At 32.8% G+C, this 18706-nt stretch carries 14 protein-coding genes; 7 read left to right on the top strand and 7 right to left on the bottom strand.

Annotated elements, in window-relative coordinates:
* Positions 1-19 precede the first annotated feature (19 nt).
* Positions 20-2119 (top strand): peptidylprolyl isomerase, encoded by a 2100-nt coding sequence (locus tag IW20_RS10580; protein WP_035621753.1) that lies wholly within the window; start codon positions 20-22, stop codon positions 2117-2119.
* A 379-nt stretch (positions 2120-2498) separates the two neighbouring features.
* Here IW20_RS10580 and IW20_RS10575 read toward each other — a convergent pair whose 3' ends face one another.
* Together IW20_RS10575 and IW20_RS10570 are read right to left on the bottom strand one after the other, a co-directional pair.
* Positions 2499-3416: a GYDIA family GHMP kinase gene (locus IW20_RS10575; protein WP_035621750.1), complete on the bottom strand. Its 918-nt coding sequence runs from the start codon at positions 3414-3416 to the stop codon at positions 2499-2501.
* Between the two features lie 157 nt (positions 3417-3573).
* Positions 3574-4890: a hydroxymethylglutaryl-CoA reductase, degradative gene (locus tag IW20_RS10570; RefSeq protein ID WP_035621748.1), complete on the bottom strand. Its 1317-nt coding sequence runs from the start codon at positions 4888-4890 to the stop codon at positions 3574-3576.
* 181 nt (positions 4891-5071) lie between these two features.
* Here IW20_RS10570 and IW20_RS10565 point away from each other — a divergent pair, with 181 nt between their 5' ends.
* The 6 genes from IW20_RS10565 (at position 5072) to IW20_RS10540 (ending at position 13420) form a co-directional block, all read left to right on the top strand.
* Complete coding sequence (locus tag IW20_RS10565) at positions 5072-7240, top strand: S9 family peptidase (protein WP_035621745.1); 2169 nt, start codon at positions 5072-5074, stop codon at positions 7238-7240.
* Positions 7241-7276: 36 nt separating this feature from the next.
* Positions 7277-8953, top strand: a complete 1677-nt coding sequence (locus IW20_RS10560; protein ID WP_035622207.1) for a peptide MFS transporter — start codon at positions 7277-7279, stop codon at positions 8951-8953.
* Positions 8954-9030: 77 nt separating this feature from the next.
* Positions 9031-10689 carry a peptide MFS transporter gene (locus IW20_RS10555; RefSeq protein ID WP_035621742.1) on the top strand — a complete coding sequence of 553 codons (1659 nt, stop codon included), beginning with the start codon at positions 9031-9033 and terminating at the stop codon, positions 10687-10689.
* A gap of 14 nt (positions 10690-10703) precedes the next feature.
* Complete coding sequence (locus IW20_RS10550) at positions 10704-12188, top strand: peptide MFS transporter (protein WP_035621740.1); 1485 nt, start codon at positions 10704-10706, stop codon at positions 12186-12188.
* A 54-nt stretch (positions 12189-12242) separates the two neighbouring features.
* Positions 12243-12710, top strand: coding sequence for a thioredoxin family protein (locus IW20_RS10545; RefSeq protein WP_035621737.1), 468 nt, complete (start codon positions 12243-12245; stop codon positions 12708-12710).
* A gap of 257 nt (positions 12711-12967) precedes the next feature.
* Positions 12968-13420 (top strand): thioredoxin family protein, encoded by a 453-nt coding sequence (locus IW20_RS10540; protein WP_316930658.1) that lies wholly within the window; start codon positions 12968-12970, stop codon positions 13418-13420.
* Between the two features lie 11 nt (positions 13421-13431).
* Here the strand turns inward: IW20_RS10540 and IW20_RS10535 are convergent, their stop codons facing one another.
* The 5 genes from IW20_RS10535 to surE form a co-directional block, all read right to left on the bottom strand.
* The gene (locus tag IW20_RS10535) at positions 13432-15468 is read right to left on the bottom strand and encodes a ComEC/Rec2 family competence protein (RefSeq protein ID WP_035621731.1); all 2037 of its coding nucleotides are present in this window, start codon (positions 15466-15468) and stop codon (positions 13432-13434) included.
* A gap of 458 nt (positions 15469-15926) precedes the next feature.
* Positions 15927-16409, bottom strand: coding sequence for a C40 family peptidase (locus IW20_RS10530; protein ID WP_035621728.1), 483 nt, complete (start codon positions 16407-16409; stop codon positions 15927-15929).
* A 23-nt stretch (positions 16410-16432) separates the two neighbouring features.
* Complete coding sequence (gene lpxB, locus IW20_RS10525) at positions 16433-17548, bottom strand: lipid-A-disaccharide synthase (protein WP_035621727.1); 1116 nt, start codon at positions 17546-17548, stop codon at positions 16433-16435.
* 80 nt (positions 17549-17628) lie between these two features.
* A complete protein-coding gene (locus tag IW20_RS10520; protein ID WP_035621726.1) occupies positions 17629-17922 on the bottom strand; it encodes a hypothetical protein in 294 nt (97 codons plus the stop codon).
* A complete protein-coding gene (surE, locus tag IW20_RS10515; RefSeq protein WP_035621725.1) occupies positions 17915-18694 on the bottom strand; it encodes a 5'/3'-nucleotidase SurE in 780 nt (259 codons plus the stop codon). Before surE ends, IW20_RS10520 begins: the two co-directional genes overlap by 8 nt.
* Positions 18695-18706 lie beyond the last annotated feature (12 nt).

Here is an 18706-nt window from a genome sequence, read left to right as displayed (position 1 = left end):
AAAATTAACAACAATAAAAATGGCAGTTTTAGCAAAAATTAGACAACGTTCCGCTTTATTGATAGGCGCTATTGCACTTGCATTATTCGCATTTATCATTCAAGATCTTTTTAGTAAAGGGGGAATGGGTGAGAGTTCAAAAGACGTAGGAAGTATCAATGGGAAAGATATCTCATTTGAAGATTTTAGAATCAAAGTAAGTAGTGTTGAGAAAAGTGGGCAAGGAATAACTTCCACTGAAGCTGCAAACAGAGTTTGGGATCAAGAGGTTTCTATTGCTTTGTTGTCATCTGAATTTGATAAACTAGGATTAAGAGTAGGTGAGAAACATTTACTTGAGGTTTTAAAAGCTGACCAAAATATCGGAAAAAATCCAATGTTCTTAAATGCAGCAGGGATGTTTGACGTAGCAAAATTTAAAGAATATTTTAAAGCAAATCCTGAGCAAGCTCAATTCTTAAAAGATAGAGAGAAAGATGCAGATTTGAATGCAAAATACCAAATATACAACACGTTGATTAAAGCAGGTCTTTATACAACTGTAGCTGAAGGTAAGTTGAAATATGAAATGGAAGCAAACAAAGTTAACTTTGCTTTTGCTGCTGGTTTATATTCTTCTATCAAAGATAGCGATGTAAAAGTAACAGATTCAGAAATCGTTGATTTCATGAAAAAAGACGAAAAGAAATTTAAAGCAGATGAAACTCGTGAGGTTCAATATGTTTTAATTGAAGATAAAGCGTCTAAAGAAGATGAAGCTGAAATTAAAGCTAAAATAACTTCTCTATTATCTGGAAGTGTTGTTTACAACCAAAAAACAGGTAAAAATGATACTTTACCTGGATTTAAATCGGCTAAGAACGTAGCTGACTTTGTAAATTCAAATTCAGATGTACCTTATGATTCTACTTATGTAGCTAAGAAAGATTTGCCAGCTGTAGATGCTGATAAATTATTTAGTCTTGCTCCAGGTGAGATTTATGGTCCTTATGTTTTTGGTAAATACTACTGTATCTCTAAATCTTTAGGATTTAAAGCTGGAGTTAATGCTAAAGCAAGTCATATCTTAATTAGTTATGAAGGAACTCAAGTTCCAAACCAAAAAGAGAAAAGAACTAAAGAACAAGCTAAAGCTAAAGCTGAAGAAATTTTAGCTCAGGTTAATGCAAATCCAGATAGTTTCTTAATGTTGGCTTTTACAGCTTCTGATGATTCATCTGCACAACAAGGTGGTGATTTAGGATATTTTGGACAAAACCAAATGGTGAAACCATTCAATGATTTTGTTTTCAATAACTCAATTGGAAAAGTTGGATTGGTAGAAACTCCTTTCGGATTCCATATCATCAAGATTACAGACAAACAAGACGGTATTCGTTTAGCAACTATTGCTCAAAAAATCGAAGCTTCAGAAGCTACTTCTGATAAAGCATTTACACAAGCAACTAAATTTGAAATGGATGCTGCTGATAAAGACTTTAATCAAGTTGCAAAAGAAATGAAATTAACGGTTGCAGCTCCTGCTACTGTAAAAGCTATGGATGAAAACTTTGGTCCATTAGGAAACCAAAGAACAATCGTAAGATGGGCTTTTGATAAAGAAACAAGTAAAGGTGATGTAAAACGTTTTGAGGTTTCTAACGTTGGTCACGTTATCGCGCAACTTAAGAGTATTAACAAAACAGGTTTAGTATCAGTAGATGTTGCAAGACCTTATGTTGAGCCAATTCTTAAAAACAAGAAAAAAGCTGAAATGCTAAAAGCTAAAATGATAGGTACAACTATCGAAGCAGTAGCTAAAAATGCTGGAGTAGCTGTACAACAAGCAACTGATGTAACTATGAATAACCCAATTTTACCTGGTGGAGTTGGTCAAGAGCCAAAAGTTGTAGGTAATGCATTTGCTTTGGCAGCAGGAAAATTATCTGCTCCAATTGAAGGAAATACAGGTGTATATGTTGTTAAAAATATCAGCACTATAAAAGCACCAGCTTTAAAAGATCACGCAGCTTATGTTGCTCAAGTTAAAGCTCAAAGTGCACAAGATGTAAACAGAATTCTTCCTGCATTAAAAGATAATGCTAAAATCGTTGATAACAGAGCTCACTTTAGCTACTAGTTTGTCGCGACTTAGATAAAAGATTAAATTAGAAAATCCCGAAATATTTATTTCGGGATTTTTTTTGTTTTACGGTTTTGAGATTTTAATCCTGCAAGGTTTTTAAAACCTTGTAGGATTCTTTTTTTGTAGTTACAAGTAATAGGCTTCAACTCCGCTCAGCCTGACAGAGATGAAGAATGATTTTGATTGTGTTCACGAGCGGGATGCTCGCGTCAGCGTACAGAATTATTTCACGAGTTTTTTTGTGTTCTAGCTGGCTCGAGCGTCTCGCTCGTGACTATCGATTATTGTAGTTATAATGCAAAAAAAACCTTGCTAGAGTATAGCAAGGTTTGTGTTTAATAATCGAATATTTGTAATGATTTCAGAATTTTGTTTATGCCAATATCATTTCGTTATAAGGAATTATTGTTTCGTATCCTTTGGTTGTGAAATATTCGGTTGGATCATCTTTGGATATTGCCATTACAAAATCGCCTCCCCAAGCACCAAGACTTTTTATCACGCCATCAAAATCTGGGAAGAGTCTTTCTTTGATAGTTTGCATTTCTAATACATTGCTCATTTCAGCTTCGTGTGTTGCTAGTGCTTTTGCAAATTCTTTTCCGGTTTTGGCTTGTATAACTGTTTGTGTGATTTTATCATTGCTAATAATTATCTTAGCTAAGTTGTTATTCTTATTGTTGTAATAAGCAGATATGGCTGCTTTACTACTTTGTTTTTTGTTTAAGTACACAAAGTGCAGGTTCTGACTAAACTCAGGCTTAAAATCTATTTTTTCGACAATTGGTAAGTCTTGTTGCAGATGGTATAATATAGGTGTGTTGTTTTGTGCGCAGGCAATATCATATCCGCTGCCTCCAAAACTGTTTTTAAGTAGTGTAAAAGCGTCGATTTTTGTCCATTGAGCAATATTGTTTAATAATGTCGATGATGTGCCTAGACCCCAATTTTTAGGAAAAGTAAGCTGTGTGCTTATTTGGTATCCTTCGGATTGGGTTATGAACTCAGGATTTAATATATAAGCTTCGTGTAAAATGTTTATTAACGTGGTTTTTACGGTTTCGGTTTCTGGTTCAGGATTGTCTATTATCTCTGCAAATGTTATGGTGTCTTGAAACCAAATCTGATTATCGGCATCGTAGCTTTTCCATTGTATTTCTTGATTTTCTCCTTGGGCAACAATTAAATTTTGTCCAAACTTAGTAGGTAATGCAAAGGCTTTTGCGCCATCTAGTACTAAATATTCTCCTGTTATTAAAAGTTTTCCGTTACTGTAAAAAGTTGTTTTCATGCATTTATTTTTAGCCCTGATGGCAGCGGTATCCTTTATGTTTTTTCTTTAAAAACATAAAGATATAGCGTACAGCGGGAGATTGCTTCTGGAAAAAAATCTTCCTTATTAATCTTGCTTTGATTACTCTTCGATTCCGCTCAGGTTGGCAATTAAATTATTTTCTTAAGTTCTCGATAAAATCTACCACGGCACTATGTGAAATGGTGTTGTTCTTAAAGTGGTTTTTTATTAAATGACGTTCTTCGTCATTGGCTGCAAACTGATTGATGATGTTATTAATGTGCATTTTCATGTGTCCTTCCTGGATTCCTGTTGTTGTTAGGGAGCGCAATGCGGCAAAGTTTTGTGCTAATCCTGCTACGGCAACGATTTGCATTAACTCTGGTGCCGATGGATTTTCGAGCATTTGTAATGAAAATTTAACTAGCGGATGTAAAGATGTAAGTCCGCCAACGGTTCCTATAGCTAGGGGAATATCTAGCCAGAAGGTGAAAATTCCATCTTCGATTTTAGCATGAGATAAACTAGAGTATTGTCCGTTGCGAGATGCGTATGCGTGAACTCCTGCTTCGACTGCACGAAAATCATTTCCTGTGGCAAGAATTACTGCGTCGACACCATTCATGATTCCTTTGTTGTGGGTTACTGCACGAAACGGTTCTACTTCGGCAATCTGAACTGCCTGAACAAATCGTTCTGCAAATTCTTGAGGATTTGGTATGTGTTTTTCTGCTAGTTCTTCGACTGGACATGAAACTTCGGCTCTTACTACGCAATTTGGTACATAGTTAGAGAGAATACTCATGACAACTTTTACTTCTTCATTGGCTTCGGTAAATAACTCATATTCTTGCGAAGCTTCTTTTAGTGTTTTGGCAAATTGCTCTAAACAGGAATTTATAAAATTGGCTCCCATGCTATCTTTGGTTTCAAAAGTTGCATGAAGCTGAAAGTAATTTGGTAATAAATTGGTTTTGTCTTTTAGGACAATATCCAGAATTCCACCACCACGTTGTTGCATGTTTTTGGTGATACTTTCGGTATCGCTAAAAAACTTGCTTTTGGTTTGTGCGAAAAATAAATTCAGTTTTGATACATCTCCATTAAAAGTAAAATGTACCTGACCAATTTTTTCGGTGTTGATTACTGTAGCTTTAAACCCACCTCTTGTAGACCAAAACTTGGCTGCTTTTGAGGCTGCTGCAACAACCGAACTTTCTTCGATTGCCATTGGTATTGTGGTATATTTGTCGTTGATGAGGAAATTTGGAGCTACACCAAGCGGAATATAAAAATTTGTTATGGTGTTTTCGATGAATTCATCATGTAATTTCTGTATTTTTTCGTCTCCATTCCAGTAATTTTTAAGTAAAAAAACTGCTTCTTCGGGTGTCGAAAAGTACTTTTTTGCAATCCAGTTTATTTTTTCTTCTTTGGATAATTTAGAAAATCCAGAAACCGCGTTGTTCATTTTCAGTAGATTAAATGCTAGTATTGCTGCAAAGATACCACTTTAACGGTTTTGTTTATAATGTAATTACGGACATTAAATAATATGAAAAACCAATTTCTTAACATTTAACATACAAAATGTATATTATGTGTATTTTTTTCACTAAAATTGGGCTCTTTTTTATATTTAACTCAATTGTATGAATACTAACAAACTTACCGCATTGTTTTTATTTTTTTGTGTGACGCTTTTTGCTCAACAAAAAATTACTGTAGATGATATTTTTAATGGAACATTTCGAGCTAAAGAGATGTTTAAACTTCAATCTCTACATAATACAAACCAATATACCGTACTAAATTTTGATAGAGCCGGTAGAAGTATGCAAATTGATTTATACGATTATGCTACATTAAAAAAAGGAGCAACTTTAATCGATACTAAAGATCATAGAAGTTTACCGATGATTGATAGTTATACTTTTGATGCATCAGAAAAAATGATTTTGTTGGCATGTAATTCCAAAAAAATCTTCCGTCACTCGTTTACAGCAGATTATTATTTATATAATATAGGTACAAAAGAGTTAACTAAGCTTTTTGATTTTCAGGTTCAGGAGCCGACTTTTTCGCCAGATGGACAAAAAATCGCTTACGCAAAAGAGAATAACCTATATGTTTACGATTTAGCTTCGAAGAAATCGACTCAAATTACAACTGATGGAAAGAAAAATTCGGTAATTAATGGTATTACTGATTGGGTTTATGAAGAAGAATTTGCTTTTGTACGGGCTTTTGATTGGAGTAAAGACAGTAAGAAAGTAGCTTATATTCGTTTTGACGAAAGTATGGTTCCAGAATTCTCAATGTCAATCTTTAAAACAGATTTATATCCTAGCATTGAGACTTTTAAATATCCTAAAGCTGGAGAAAAAAATGCAGTAGTTTCGTTACATATATATGATGTGGCAGCTAATGGAACTAAAGAGGTTAAGCTTGGTAATTATAACGACTTTTATATTGCAAGAATGCAATGGACAAATGATAATAATACCTTATCGGCACAGGTGTTAAACCGTCACCAGAATAATTTGGATTTATTATTTGTTGATGGTACTACGGGAACTTCAAAAGTGGTTCTTAATGAAAAAGATAAAGCTTATGTGGATGTTACTGATAACCTAACATTCTTAAAGGATAATAGTTTTATCTGGACTAGCGAAAAAGACGGTTTTAATCATATTTATTTATATGATAAAACAGGAAAGCTTAAAAATCAGGTTACTAAAGGAAACTGGGAAGTAACTTCATATTACGGATTTGATGAAAAAACTAAAACTGTTTTTTATCAATCTACAGAAAATGGGTCAATCAATCGTGATATTTACCGAATTGCACTTGACGGAAAAAACAAAATACGTTTATCTAAAAACGTAGGTACTAGTAAGGCAACCTTCAGCCCGAATTTTGAATACTACATTAATACTTTCTCAAGCGCTTCTCAGCCTACAACTTATACTCTTAATGATGCTAAGGCTGGAAAAGAATTACAGGTTATAGAGAATAATGAAGCATTAGCATCTAAACTTAAAGGATATAATCTTGCTACTAAAGAGTTTTTTGTATTAAAAACTGCTAAAGGAAACGAATTAAATACTTGGATTTTAAAACCTAAAGATTTTGATCCTGCTAAAAAATATCCTGTTTTTATGTTTCAATATTCAGGACCTGGTTCTCAGCAAGTAGCTAACCAATGGAATAACTCTAATGATTACTGGTTCGAAATGTTAACACAACAAGGATACATCGTGGCTTGTGTTGATAGTAGAGGAACTGGTTTTAAAGGTGCTGACTTCAAGAAAGTAACTCAATTAGAATTAGGGAAATATGAAGTTGAAGATCAAATTGATGCGGCTAAAGTAATTGGTGCGTATCCTTATGTTGATGCTTCTAGAATTGGAATTTTTGGATGGAGTTATGGAGGTTTTATGGCTTCGAACTGTATTTTCCAAGGAAACGATGTGTTTAAAATGGCAATCGCTGTTGCTCCGGTTACAAACTGGAGGTTTTATGATACGGTTTATACTGAAAGATATATGCAAACTCCTCAGGAGAATGCTAGTGGTTATGATAATAACTCTCCTATTAACCATGTAGATAAATTAAAAGGGAAATTTCTTTTAATTCACGGATCTGCAGATGATAATGTACACGTACAAAACTCAATGCAAATGATGGAAGCTTTAATACAAGCTAATAAACAATTTGATTCGCAGATTTACCCAGACAAAGATCACGGTATTTACGGCGGAAAGACTAGAATTCAGCTTTATAATAAAATGACTAACTTTATCAAGGAGAACCTATAATATAAAACTAATAAACCTAAATAAATAATGAATAATATGAAAGAAACAGAAGTAAAAACGGCGCATCCAAAAGGGCTTTGGGTATTGTTTGGAACCGAGATGTGGGAGAGATTCAATTTTTATGGCATGCGAGCCTTATTGACTTTATTTCTTGTAAATTCATTATTAATGAAAGAAGAAGATGCTTCATTAATTTATGGAGGTTTTCTTGGTCTTTGTTACCTTACACCAATGCTTGGAGGGTTTATTGCAGATCGTTTTTTCGGAAACAGAAACTGTATTCTTCTTGGTGGTTTTATGATGGCGATTGGACAATTATTATTGTTTACTAGTGCTAGTGTTTTTGGTTCTGATTTAAATTTTGCTACTATTATAATGTATTGTGGTTTGGGAGTTATCGTTTTTGGTAACGGTTTCTTTAAACCAAATATTTCTAGTATGGTAGGAAGTTTATATCCTAAACAAGAAAAAAGTAAGCTTGATACAGCTTTTACTATTTTCTATATGGGTATTAATTTAGGTGCTTTCCTTGGGCAATCTATTTGTCCTTTATTAGGAGACGTAAAAGATACAGGCGGAATTAGAGATATCCACGCTTTTAAATGGGGATTCCTTGCTGCTTCGATTGCAATGTTTTTAGGAACGCTACTTTTCTTTTTCTTGAAAAATAAATATGTAGTTACTCCAGAAGGAAGACCTTTAGGAGGATTACCATCTAAAAATGTTGCTGCAGATTTTGAAGAAGGTGAAGCTCAAAAAGCAAACTTCTCTCAAAAAGCATTAATTATTGCTGGTATTGCTTTCTTTGTTATTGGAGCAATTGTTCACTATGGTTTTGGTCAAAACTTAATTTATACTTTGATTTACTCAAGTGGTTTGACTTTGGCGGGATTAATCGTTTCTGATTCTTCTTTAACAAAAGTAGAGAGAGATCGTATTTTTGTAATTTACATCGTTTCTTTCTTTATTATCTTCTTCTGGGCTGCGTTTGAGCAAGCCGGTTCATCTTTAACTTTTATTGCAGATAACCAAACAGACAGAAACTTCTTTGGATGGGCAATGCCTGCTTCGATGGTACAAATCTTTAATGGTTTATTTGTTGTAGTTCTTGCTGTTCCTTTTAGTATTTTATGGGATAAATTAAGAGCTGGTGGTAAAGAGCCGATTTCGCCAGTAAAACTTGCTTTTGGTTTATTGATTATTACAATAAGTTTCTTTATGATTGCTACTCAGGTTAAAGTAATCGGAACTTCAGGTTTATTGGCTATCAAATGGTTGATTTTATTATATTTATTAAATACTTGTGCAGAGCTTTGTTTGTCTCCAATCGGATTATCATTGGTTGGTAAGCTTTCGCCAAAACGTTTCTCTTCATTATTATACGGAGTATTCTTCTTGTCTAATGCTTCTGGTTATGCTTTAGGTGGTACTTTAGGTTCTATCTTACCTGCAACAGGAGATAAATTTGTAAAAGCTAAAGAGCTTGGTATAGATTTACAAGCTGTTCTTGATAAGACTATCACGCCTACTGCGGCTCAACTAAAGCTATTAGCTGAGCATCATATCAATGATCATAACCCGGTTTTTGCTGGTTTTGAAATCCATAACTTATTCGAATTCTTCATGGTGTTTGTTATTTTAACGGGATTGGCGGCTGTAATTTTGTTTGCTCTGTCTCCTGTTTTAAAGAGAATGATGCACGGTGTTAGATAAAAAATAGTAATAATACATAAAAAATTACCTACAGGTTTAGGCTTGTAGGTATTTTTAATTTTAAAGAGTTTATAGTTATGTGGAAAAAACATCCTAAAGCATTGCCTTATTTGTTTTTATCTGAAATGTGGGAACGTTTTGGTTATTATTTAATGATTGGAATTTTTACTTTATATCTAAAAGATGTAAAGGATGGTTTTGCAATGACCGAAAAAGAAGCTTCGGATTTATACGGAACTTTTATTGCATTGGTTTTCTTAACTCCTTTTATTGGTGGTCTTGTTGCTGATAGATATTTAGGATACAGAAAATCTATTGTTATTGGTGGTCTTTTAATGGGTGTTGGTTACTTCTTAATGGGGGTGCATAATATAACGATGCTTTATATTGCTATGACTTTGGTAATTGTGGGTAATGGTTTCTTTAAACCAAATATTTCTACATTATTAGGAAGTTTTTATTCAGAAGAAAAATATAAGGATAAAAAAGATGAAGGCTACAATATATTCTATATGGGAATTAATGTTGGGGCTTTTATTTGTAATTTCTTTGGTGCTGCATTGCAAATCCTTTTAGGATGGCATTGGGCTTTTATGGCTGCAGGTGTGGGTATGTTTATAGGTGTTATTGTGTTTTTATTAGGTACAAAACATTATGTAGGATATGACCAGAAAAAAGGAGTTCAAGAAGGTGATATGCCCTTTTATAAAATTGTATTGTTTATTTTATTACCATCTTTTGTTTTTGGTGCTATAGGTTGGTTGATAAAAGGTGTTACTTCAGAAACTAATCCGGATAGTTATATTTTCGGATCTGATAGTACAGATGCTTTTATCTTTGCTTGTATTCCGATCGTTTTCTTTTATGGAATGCTTTACTTTAAGGCTAAAGTAGAAGATAAACGTCCGATTGGTGCTTTGTTGGCAATTTTTGGAGTAGTAATTTTGTTTTGGGCAGTATTTAAGCTCAATGGTTCTGCGCTTACAACCTGGGCTGATCGTTACACAGATAGAGAAGTTACAGGAGCAGCTGGTGAAGTTGTAGGTAAGATAAAATTAGCAAAAGAAGTAGAGTATACAAAAGCGTCTACAGAACTTTATGATGAACAGTTCCGTTTGCAAAAAACAAATGGAGTTGTTGAGAAGGAAGTGAATTATCCTCTATATTTTAGAAATGTTGCTCCAGAAAAATTACCTGAAGAAGGTGCTAAAGTACATCTTTGGGCAACAAATTTAAGTCAGTCTATTAACCCTGCTTGGGTAATTATATTAACCCCATTGATAGTTGCTTTTTTCTCTTTTTTACGAGCAAGAAAAAAAGAACCATCAACACCTACAAAAATTGCTTTTGGTTTATTAATTTCGGCGTTGTCAGTTTTAGTTATGATTGCTGCTGTAGAAATTGGAAATGATGGAGCAGAGAAGGTTAGTGCTTGGTGGCTTGTAGCAAACTACGGAATCATAACAATAGGGGAATTGTTTTTAAGCCCCATGGGATTATCGGTGGTGTCTAAATTAAGTCCCGTTAATATTACTTCCTTAATGATGGGAGGTTGGTTTTTGTCGACTTCGATAGGGAATAAGCTAAGTGGAGTTTTAGCGAGTATGTGGGATACATACGATAATAAAGCTAACTTTTTTTGGGTGAATTTTGCATTGTTGATGTTTGCAACCATACTGATGTTTGCTCTGGTAAAGCAGCTGAACAAAGTGATGAAAGAAAAAGGAATCAATTAATTATTTATATATAAATGGAACAGAGTATTACTTTAGATGAAATACAAAATTTTAAAGGCAAGTACCCAAAGCAATTATGGTATTTGTTTTTAGTCGAAATGTGGGAGCGGTTTTGCTTTTACGGTATGCGAGGTGTTTTGGCATTTTTCATGGTCGACCAATTAGGATTATTAGAAGGAAAAGCAAATTTACAGTACGGAGCCATACAGGCATTTGTATACGCTTTTACTTTTATTGGAGGTATTTTTGCCGATAAAATTTTGGGATTCAAAAAATCATTGCTCTTTGGAGGTATCGTTATGATCATAGGAAACTTGATAATAGCTGCTTCACCACATGATTTTTTCTACTATGGTATTACGCTGTCTATTATTGGAACTGGTTTTTTTAAGCCAAACGTTTCGTCTATGGTTGGTGAATTGTATCATGAAAATGACGGACGTAGAGATGCTGGATACGGAATGTTCTATGCTGGTATTAATATAGGTGGTATGTTAGGAGGAGCGATTCCTATTTATTTAGGAAAAAATTACTCTTGGAGTTTATGTTTCCTTTCTGCTGCTATCGTTATGATTATTGGTGTGATTACTTTTCTTTTAACAAAGAAACATTTAGCGCCTATTGGTAATTCTCCATTAGAGAAATTCACTCCTAAAAAGCGTAATACATATGAAATCGGAGTCTATGTAGGTTCATTATTAGCGATTCCGCTTATTTATATAATGGTGATAAATTCTGATTTTACAGAATACTTCATGTACACAATTGGAGCTGTAGCTCTTTTGTATTTCTTGTATGAATTGTTACGTATTAAAGATCGTAACCAGCAATATAAATTACTAGCTGCATTTGTGTTTATCTTCGGATATTTCATGTTTATGGCAATCTCTGAGCAATCAGGTGGTTCGTTGTCATTGTTTGCAAAAGATAACTTGTCTAGTCAGTTATTGTTTTTTAATATTGATCCAAACGTAGTTAATAATAGTATAAACTCTTTATATGTTATTATTTTTAGTCCACTAATCGGATTGTTATGGATATTTCTTTATAAAAGAAAAATTGAGCCAAATACGGTTGTAAAATTCGGATTCTCATTCATTCTTCTTGCAGCTGGATTCTTCATCTTTTATAGTGCACGCTTTTTTGTTGATGCAAACGGTTTGAGTTCACTTAATGTATTTGCTTTAGGATATTTAGTATATACACTTGGGGAATTATGTATAGGACCAATTGGTATGTCGGTTATTACTAAATTGTCTCCTAAAAGGCTTTTTGGAATGATGATGGGATTATGGTTCTTATCAAGCGCATTTGGACAATTTGCTGCTGGGAAACTTGGATCAGAAATGTCGAATGCAAATACAGGAACTACGTTAATGTCTAAGCTACTTGCTTATACTGATGGGTATTATCATTTGGCAATTTATTCGCTTATTGCAGGTATTGTTTTGATAGTGAGTACACCATTGATTAAAAAATTAATGCAAGAAGTAAAATAGATTACATTTTCGAGTTTATTTTTTGCTTAAATTTGAATAATAAAATAAAATAAGATGAAAAAGATATTGATTACATTGTTGTTAGTATTAGGTTCTTTTGCTGTTGAAGCACAAGAATTAAAATGGTATACAGATGTAAAAGAGGCAATTGCTGTAAGTAATAAAGAGAAAAAACCTATGTTGTTATTCTTTACTGGTAGCGATTGGTGCGGATGGTGTATACGTTTGCAAAGCGAAGTATTAAAAACGCCTGAGTTTAATAAATGGGCAAAAGATAATGTTGTTTTAGTAGAATTAGATTTTCCTAGAAGAACGGCACAAACTCCAGAAGTAAAAGCTCAAAACAATGAGTTGCAACAGGTTTTTGGAATTCAGGGTTTTCCAACAGTCTATTTTACTAAAGCTGAGAATAAAGATGGTAAAGTTAATTTTCAGGGACTTGGTACTACAGGATATGTAGCTGGTGGGCCTGCAGCTTGGCTTGCTGTTGCAAATGGGATTGTTAATCCTGTAAAGAAATAATTAAATGATTTAGATAGTTCTGGTAACTATCAATTAATAAAAAGAAGCTCTTTTCGTTTTATGCGAAAAGAGCTTTTTGTTGTTTATTAGGGGAATTTCTTTCGTTTTAGAATTTAAATATTGGTTTTTTAGTGTATGTTTAAAGAAATAGTTATAAAAAAACATAAAACATATTTTTAGTTATAAAATAATTTGGATAATTAAAATTAAATGTTAATTTCGTTTACCTTAACTAACCGAAAACCAAATTTAATATGATGAAAAAACTACTTATATTCCTGTTTTTTTTAGGATCTATTACAATGCAATCACAGAATTTAGTTTGGAAAACAAATATCAATGATGCGATTGAATTAAGTAACAAATTAAAAAGACCCATGTTGATCTTCTTTACTGCAAATAATTTAGGGGATAACTTGCAAAATGAAATAATGAAAACACTGGACTTTGCACTTTGGTCTCGTGATAATGTTGTTTTAGTAAAATTAGATTTGTCCGATAGTCAAGCTTCTGATAGTGACAAAGAACAAAACATTAAACTTAAAAATGCTTTTGGAGTTGAAGAGTTGCCAGAAGTGTGTTTTGCAAATGCTGTAATAAGAAAAAACAAAACTACTTTTCAGGCATTAGGTAAAATGAGTTATAAATCTGGTGGAGTCAAAGCTTGGATTTCAGAGTCTAATTCTCTTTTGCATCCTAGCGAATTTTAAATATTGCTTTATTAATTCAATTTATAGAATCCTTTTTCATTAGTAGAATGAAAAGGGATTTTTTCTTTTAGGCATGTTTTCTTCCAAGCTTGCTGAATCGATTTGTAGTTTGTGCCATCAGCAATGACCATTTTTGGTTGTGTATTTTTTAATAGTCTCTCAAAATTTACTTTAGATGATTGAGTAAGCATCAAAATATCTGGTCTTATTTCTTTAGGATATATACCGGTGCTATCTATAATCAGGATTTTATTTTTATTAAAGTAAGCGATATTTTGAAGTTTTTCCTTTTTAGTTAATTTTCCAAAATTGCCTACCATATATGACGTTAAAGAATAATTGTTATTGATGCTATTAGAGGAAGTGTCTGTTGTAAATAATTGAACATCGTTGCCTTTTCGTTCTGTAATCTGAGAGTTCTTACCCACATTATAGACAATCCATTCTTCTTGATTCTGTGTGGTTTTTCTATTTATGATAAAAGTAATTTGCAGCAAAATTATTGAAACCAGAGTGAATGACAGCTTTGTAAAAGATGGTTTCTTGAACCAAATTGTAGCGGTTATGATTAATAAAAAGGAACTAACTAATAGATAAGTGTTAAACGAGATGTCTTTAATGATGAAGCTTTCGAATGATGCAATGCTAGTTATGATTTTGTTTAAATAAAAAATACTCTTTTCTAATAATTGAACAAGAATTAATGGAGCAATATCAAAAGCTGCCAAAACCATTACTACAATTCCTAATATCATTATAACACTTAAAAATGGTATGATTACAATATTGGCGACAAAGAATAATCCTGGAAATTGATGAAAGTAATATAAACATAGTGGTAATGTGCCTATTTGGGCTGCAAAAGATACCGTTAAAGCATTCCATATTGCAGTTGTGAATTTATGTTTAGGTTTCCAGATTGCAGTTAATATTGGCTGTAGCCAAATGATAAAAAATAAAGCAAGGTAGCTTAGCTGAAATCCGACATCGAATAAAAAAGATGGTTCAAAAAGCAGTAATAATAATATCGAGACTAATAATGTATGATAAATATTTACGCTTCTTCGTAGATGATTTCCTAAAGCCACAAACGAGAACATTACCACAGATCGTAATACAGATGGTGAAAATCCTGAAATTACTGCAAACGAAAATAATGAAACTACTAAGGCTATTAGCTTTATAAGTGATCCTTTTTTGGTATTAGGAATCGGTTTTAAAAGATAAGTTATAAGGATTAATATATAGCCCACGTGAAGACCAGAAACAGATAAAATATGTGTTACTCCTGCGTATTGATAATCCTTGATGATTTCGGGTGTAATATCCTGCTGCTGGCCGAGAATTAAAGCCAGAGCGACATTCATTTCGGTTTTATTAAAATTGTTCTTCTCTAGATTCTTTATAATGTTTGTTCGCATCCTCGCTGCATAATACCAAATACTTTTCTCGATTTTAGAACTAATAGTTATGTCGTTCTTCTGTACGTACAGTTGTGCGTAGATGTGCTTGTTATTTAAATACTTGCTATAATCAAATTGGTTAGGATTTTTGGGAGCGCTATTTTTAGATAAAAGGCCTTTTGTACGAATGCAATTTCCGATTTCTAGATTTGATCCTGTGCTGTCTTTTTTTATGTTAAGTATTATTTTGCCAGAGGAAGGTTTTTGATCAATTTGATTTAAGCTGGCAATATATCTGTCGCTGTAATTGTTGCTTTTTAATTTCTCACTAATTATACAATCAATTAAATGGGGTTTGTCATAGACATCTTTATAATTAGTATAATTATCTTTTTGTAATGATTCGGTATGAAGTGTTTGAGTTGTTATACCTATGCAACAGGATAATAAATAGGTTGTTATGCCAAAGTAAATGGTTTTTTTGGGTTTAATTCTTGAATAATAAAAAGAACAACATAACAAGATTGCCGCAATACTAAGCAATATGAATGTAAAAGATATAGAAAGATTCAAGTTATAAGCCAGTACAATACCAATTATAAAACTTATTGTAATTCTTACCAAAGGAAATTCTAGTACTTTCATATAGCTAAAATACGATAATTTTATAAGAAATAACTTCAGATAAGCAAATAAGGTTTTATTTATGCTTATAAACCTTTGTCAAAGTTTTAAACTTTGACAAAGGTAATTGCGTCAGATGTAATAGCATGGGTACTAGGGTAAAATAAGGATAAATGTTCTTTTCGTTTTCTAGATTTTATCCTGTTTTAATCATAGCCCACGGTTTCAACCGTGCGGGTACGGATTGTGAAAATACATTGCGTTATAATGATTAAAAACGATTTAATATTACTTGGTTCTGAGATTTTTTAATTGCCTCCTGCTTTAGCTGGGGGTTTAAGAATAGATGATAAATAATGTGGCTTTAGCCGAAAGCTTTGTTATTTTGGCTAAAGTCAATTCAAAAAAAAACCTTTGTCAAAGTTTTAAACTTTGACAAAGGTAATTGTATAACATATATGTAAGTGTAAACGTGGCGATTACTCAATAACACGATTTACTTGTGCAAAAGAATCACGATAATAAGGCTCTTTTGTAGACGAAATAATTACACCTTTTGAAGTAGAGGAATGTATAAATTTAATTTCATCATTATTAATTTCGACAATTAACCCAACATGATTTATTTGCGAACTTCTGTTGGTTTTAAAGAAAATCAAATCTCCTTTTTTTGCTTTATTTCGATTAATAACTTCTCCAACTTTAGATTGTTCATAAGAGGATCTGGGTAGTTTGATGTTTTCAGAATTGAATGTCGTAAATACTAAACCAGAACAATCATAGCCCTTATTTGTAGTTCCGCCAGCTTTGTATCGGACACCAATATTCTCAGAAGCTGTATAAATTAAATCTTTAACGATTGCTTTCGGATTGTCTTCTTTTTTAGTTGTTGTAACAGATGACGTCGATTTACAAGATGCAAATAACAACAATAAGGCTAGTATGGATAGTATGTTTTTCAAGACAATATTTTTTAAGCGATGAACTATTTTTGTAAATCGGCTACGATTAATTTTGCCGTTTTTTCGCTGGCACCAATTCCTCCAAGTTTTTCTTCTAATAAATCATAATTGTGCAAAAGTGTTTTGCGATAATTTGGTTCTAATAGTTTATTTAATTCTTCGGTAATTCGTTTAGGAGTACAATCATCTTGGATAAGTTCAGTCACGACTTCTTTATCCATGATTAAATTTACCAGTGAAATGTATTTAAGCGTAATGATACGTTTAGCTATTTGATAAGATGCCCAGCTTCCTTTGTAACAAACTACTTCTGGAACTTTAAAAAGTGCTGTTTCCAGAGTTGCTGTTCCAGATGTGACCAAAGCAGCTGTAGAAGATTGTAATAAAGCATAGGTTTTATTAGATACAAACTTTATGTTATCATTGGTAATGAAATGTTGGTAGAAAGAATACTCCTGACTAGGAGCGCCTGCAATTACAAACTGATATTCTTTAAAATCATTAACAACACTAAGCATAACCGAAAGCATTTTGGTGATTTCCTGTTTGCGACTTCCTGGTAATATGGCAATAATTGGTTTATCGCTTAAGTTGTTTTCTTTTCGGAAGGTCGTTTCGTCAAATGAGGGCTGATTATGGATTGCATCAATTAAAGGATGCCCCACAAACTCTACAGGAAAATGATGTTTGTCTTCGTAAAAACTTTTTTCGAAAGGTAAGATTACAAACATCTTATCGATATCTTGTTTAATGCTTGTAATACGATTTTCTTTCCAAGCCCAGATTTGTGGCGAAATATAATAATGAGTTTTATAATTCAGCGCTTTAGCCCATTTTGCAATACGCATATTAAAACCAGGATAATCAATAAAAATTAATACATCTGGTTTAAATTGAGTAATGTCTTTTTTGCAAAATGAAATATTACTTAGTATTGTTTTTAAATTAAAGATAACTTCAATAAACCCCATAAAAGCTAGCTCACGATAATGTTTTACCAGAGTTCCGCCAGTTTTTTGCATTAAATCACCTCCCCAAAAACGAATATCAGCGTTTGGATCTTCTTTATATAAGGCTTTCATCAAATTTGAACCATGTAAATCGCCTGAGGCTTCTCCTGCAATAATGTAGTATTTCATGTTTTTGTTTTTGCGAATGGAAGTTATTTAAGTTGTCATTAAATAGAGAATGACAATTTCTTTATAATTGCAAAGATAAATTAAATTAATAAAGTGAGTAGTGCTAATATGATAACAGCCAAAACTACACCTCTTGCTCTAAATTCTTTGTTTTGTTTTAAAAATACACCAAAAGCTACTAAAGACAAAATAGAACCAAGAGTAATTACTTTACCTAGATATCCGTAGTTTTTAATGATACGGATGCTCTCCATTCCGTTCGAAACATCAAAATCGGTAAGTAAAGTAAGAAAAAGAAAACTCCCTAAAACGGAAGCCATCAGACCTATAATAAAACCTATAAGTAAATCTTTTTTATTTCTTGAATTATTCATTCCATTTCCAGGTATTAAGTTGTTGCATTGTATGATGTGCAGTTAAGTCAAATTGTACTGGTACAACAGAAACGTAACCGTTTTCTAACGCCCATTCATCAGTATCTTCACCTTTATCTTGGTTTACAAATTCGCCCGAAAGCCAATAGTAATCCTTGCCAGAAGGAGTTTTTCTTTTGTCGAATTTTTCCATCCATTGTGCTTTCGCTTGACGACAAATTTTAATTCCTTTAATTTCGTTCTCTTTTAATTTCGGGAAGTTCACGTTTAAAACTACTCCTTCGGGTAATTTGTTTTCCAGTGCTTCAAGAGTGATTTTCTTGATGAATGATTTTATACTTTCGAAATCAGCATTCCAGTCATAATCTAATAATGAAAAACCTATTGCAGGAATTCCTTCAATACCAGCTTCAACAGCAGCACTCATAGTTCCAGAGTATATTACATTTATAGAAGAGTTTGATCCGTGGTTTACTCCCGAAACGCATAAATCTGGTTTGCGTTTTAAAATCTCGTTTACCGCAAGTTTTACACAATCTACCGGAGTTCCCGAGCAGCTATATTCAGTAACTAAATCTCCATCTTTGGATAATTTATTAAGGTATAAAGTACTGTTTATTGTGATTGCGTGACCCATGGCGCTTTGTGGTTTGTCGGGTGCGACAACTACAACTTCGCCAATTTGAGACATTACACTAATTAAAGCTCTAATTCCGGGAGCTGAGACGCCATCGTCATTAGTAACTAAGATTAAAGGTTTTTTTGAATTCATTTTGTAAAATAT

The organism is Flavobacterium hydatis, from assembly GCF_000737695.1.
GTDB lineage: Bacteria > Bacteroidota > Bacteroidia > Flavobacteriales > Flavobacteriaceae > Flavobacterium > Flavobacterium hydatis.
Note: the sequence above shows the minus strand (reverse complement) of the source record. Positions and strands in the feature narration are given on the sequence as shown.

Bases quoted from the DNA above. Each gene is read 5' to 3' on its own strand.
- IW20_RS10580 (WP_035621753.1), top strand. From the start codon at position 20: ATGGCAGTTTTAGCAAAAATTAGACAACGTTCCGCTTTATTGATAGGC.
- IW20_RS10575 (WP_035621750.1), bottom strand. From the start codon at position 3,416: ATGAAAACAACTTTTTACAGTAACGGAAAACTTTTAATAACAGGAGAA.
- IW20_RS10570 (WP_035621748.1), bottom strand. From the start codon at position 4,890: ATGAACAACGCGGTTTCTGGATTTTCTAAATTATCCAAAGAAGAAAAA.
- IW20_RS10565 (WP_035621745.1), top strand. From the start codon at position 5,072: ATGAATACTAACAAACTTACCGCATTGTTTTTATTTTTTTGTGTGACG.
- IW20_RS10560 (WP_035622207.1), top strand. From the start codon at position 7,277: ATGAAAGAAACAGAAGTAAAAACGGCGCATCCAAAAGGGCTTTGGGTA.
- IW20_RS10555 (WP_035621742.1), top strand. From the start codon at position 9,031: ATGTGGAAAAAACATCCTAAAGCATTGCCTTATTTGTTTTTATCTGAA.
- IW20_RS10550 (WP_035621740.1), top strand. From the start codon at position 10,704: ATGGAACAGAGTATTACTTTAGATGAAATACAAAATTTTAAAGGCAAG.
- IW20_RS10545 (WP_035621737.1), top strand. From the start codon at position 12,243: ATGAAAAAGATATTGATTACATTGTTGTTAGTATTAGGTTCTTTTGCT.
- IW20_RS10540 (WP_316930658.1), top strand. From the start codon at position 12,968: ATGAAAAAACTACTTATATTCCTGTTTTTTTTAGGATCTATTACAATG.
- IW20_RS10535 (WP_035621731.1), bottom strand. From the start codon at position 15,468: ATGAAAGTACTAGAATTTCCTTTGGTAAGAATTACAATAAGTTTTATA.
- lpxB (WP_035621727.1), bottom strand. From the start codon at position 17,548: ATGAAATACTACATTATTGCAGGAGAAGCCTCAGGCGATTTACATGGT.
- IW20_RS10520 (WP_035621726.1), bottom strand. From the start codon at position 17,922: ATGAATAATTCAAGAAATAAAAAAGATTTACTTATAGGTTTTATTATA.
- surE (WP_035621725.1), bottom strand. From the start codon at position 18,694: ATGAATTCAAAAAAACCTTTAATCTTAGTTACTAATGACGATGGCGTC.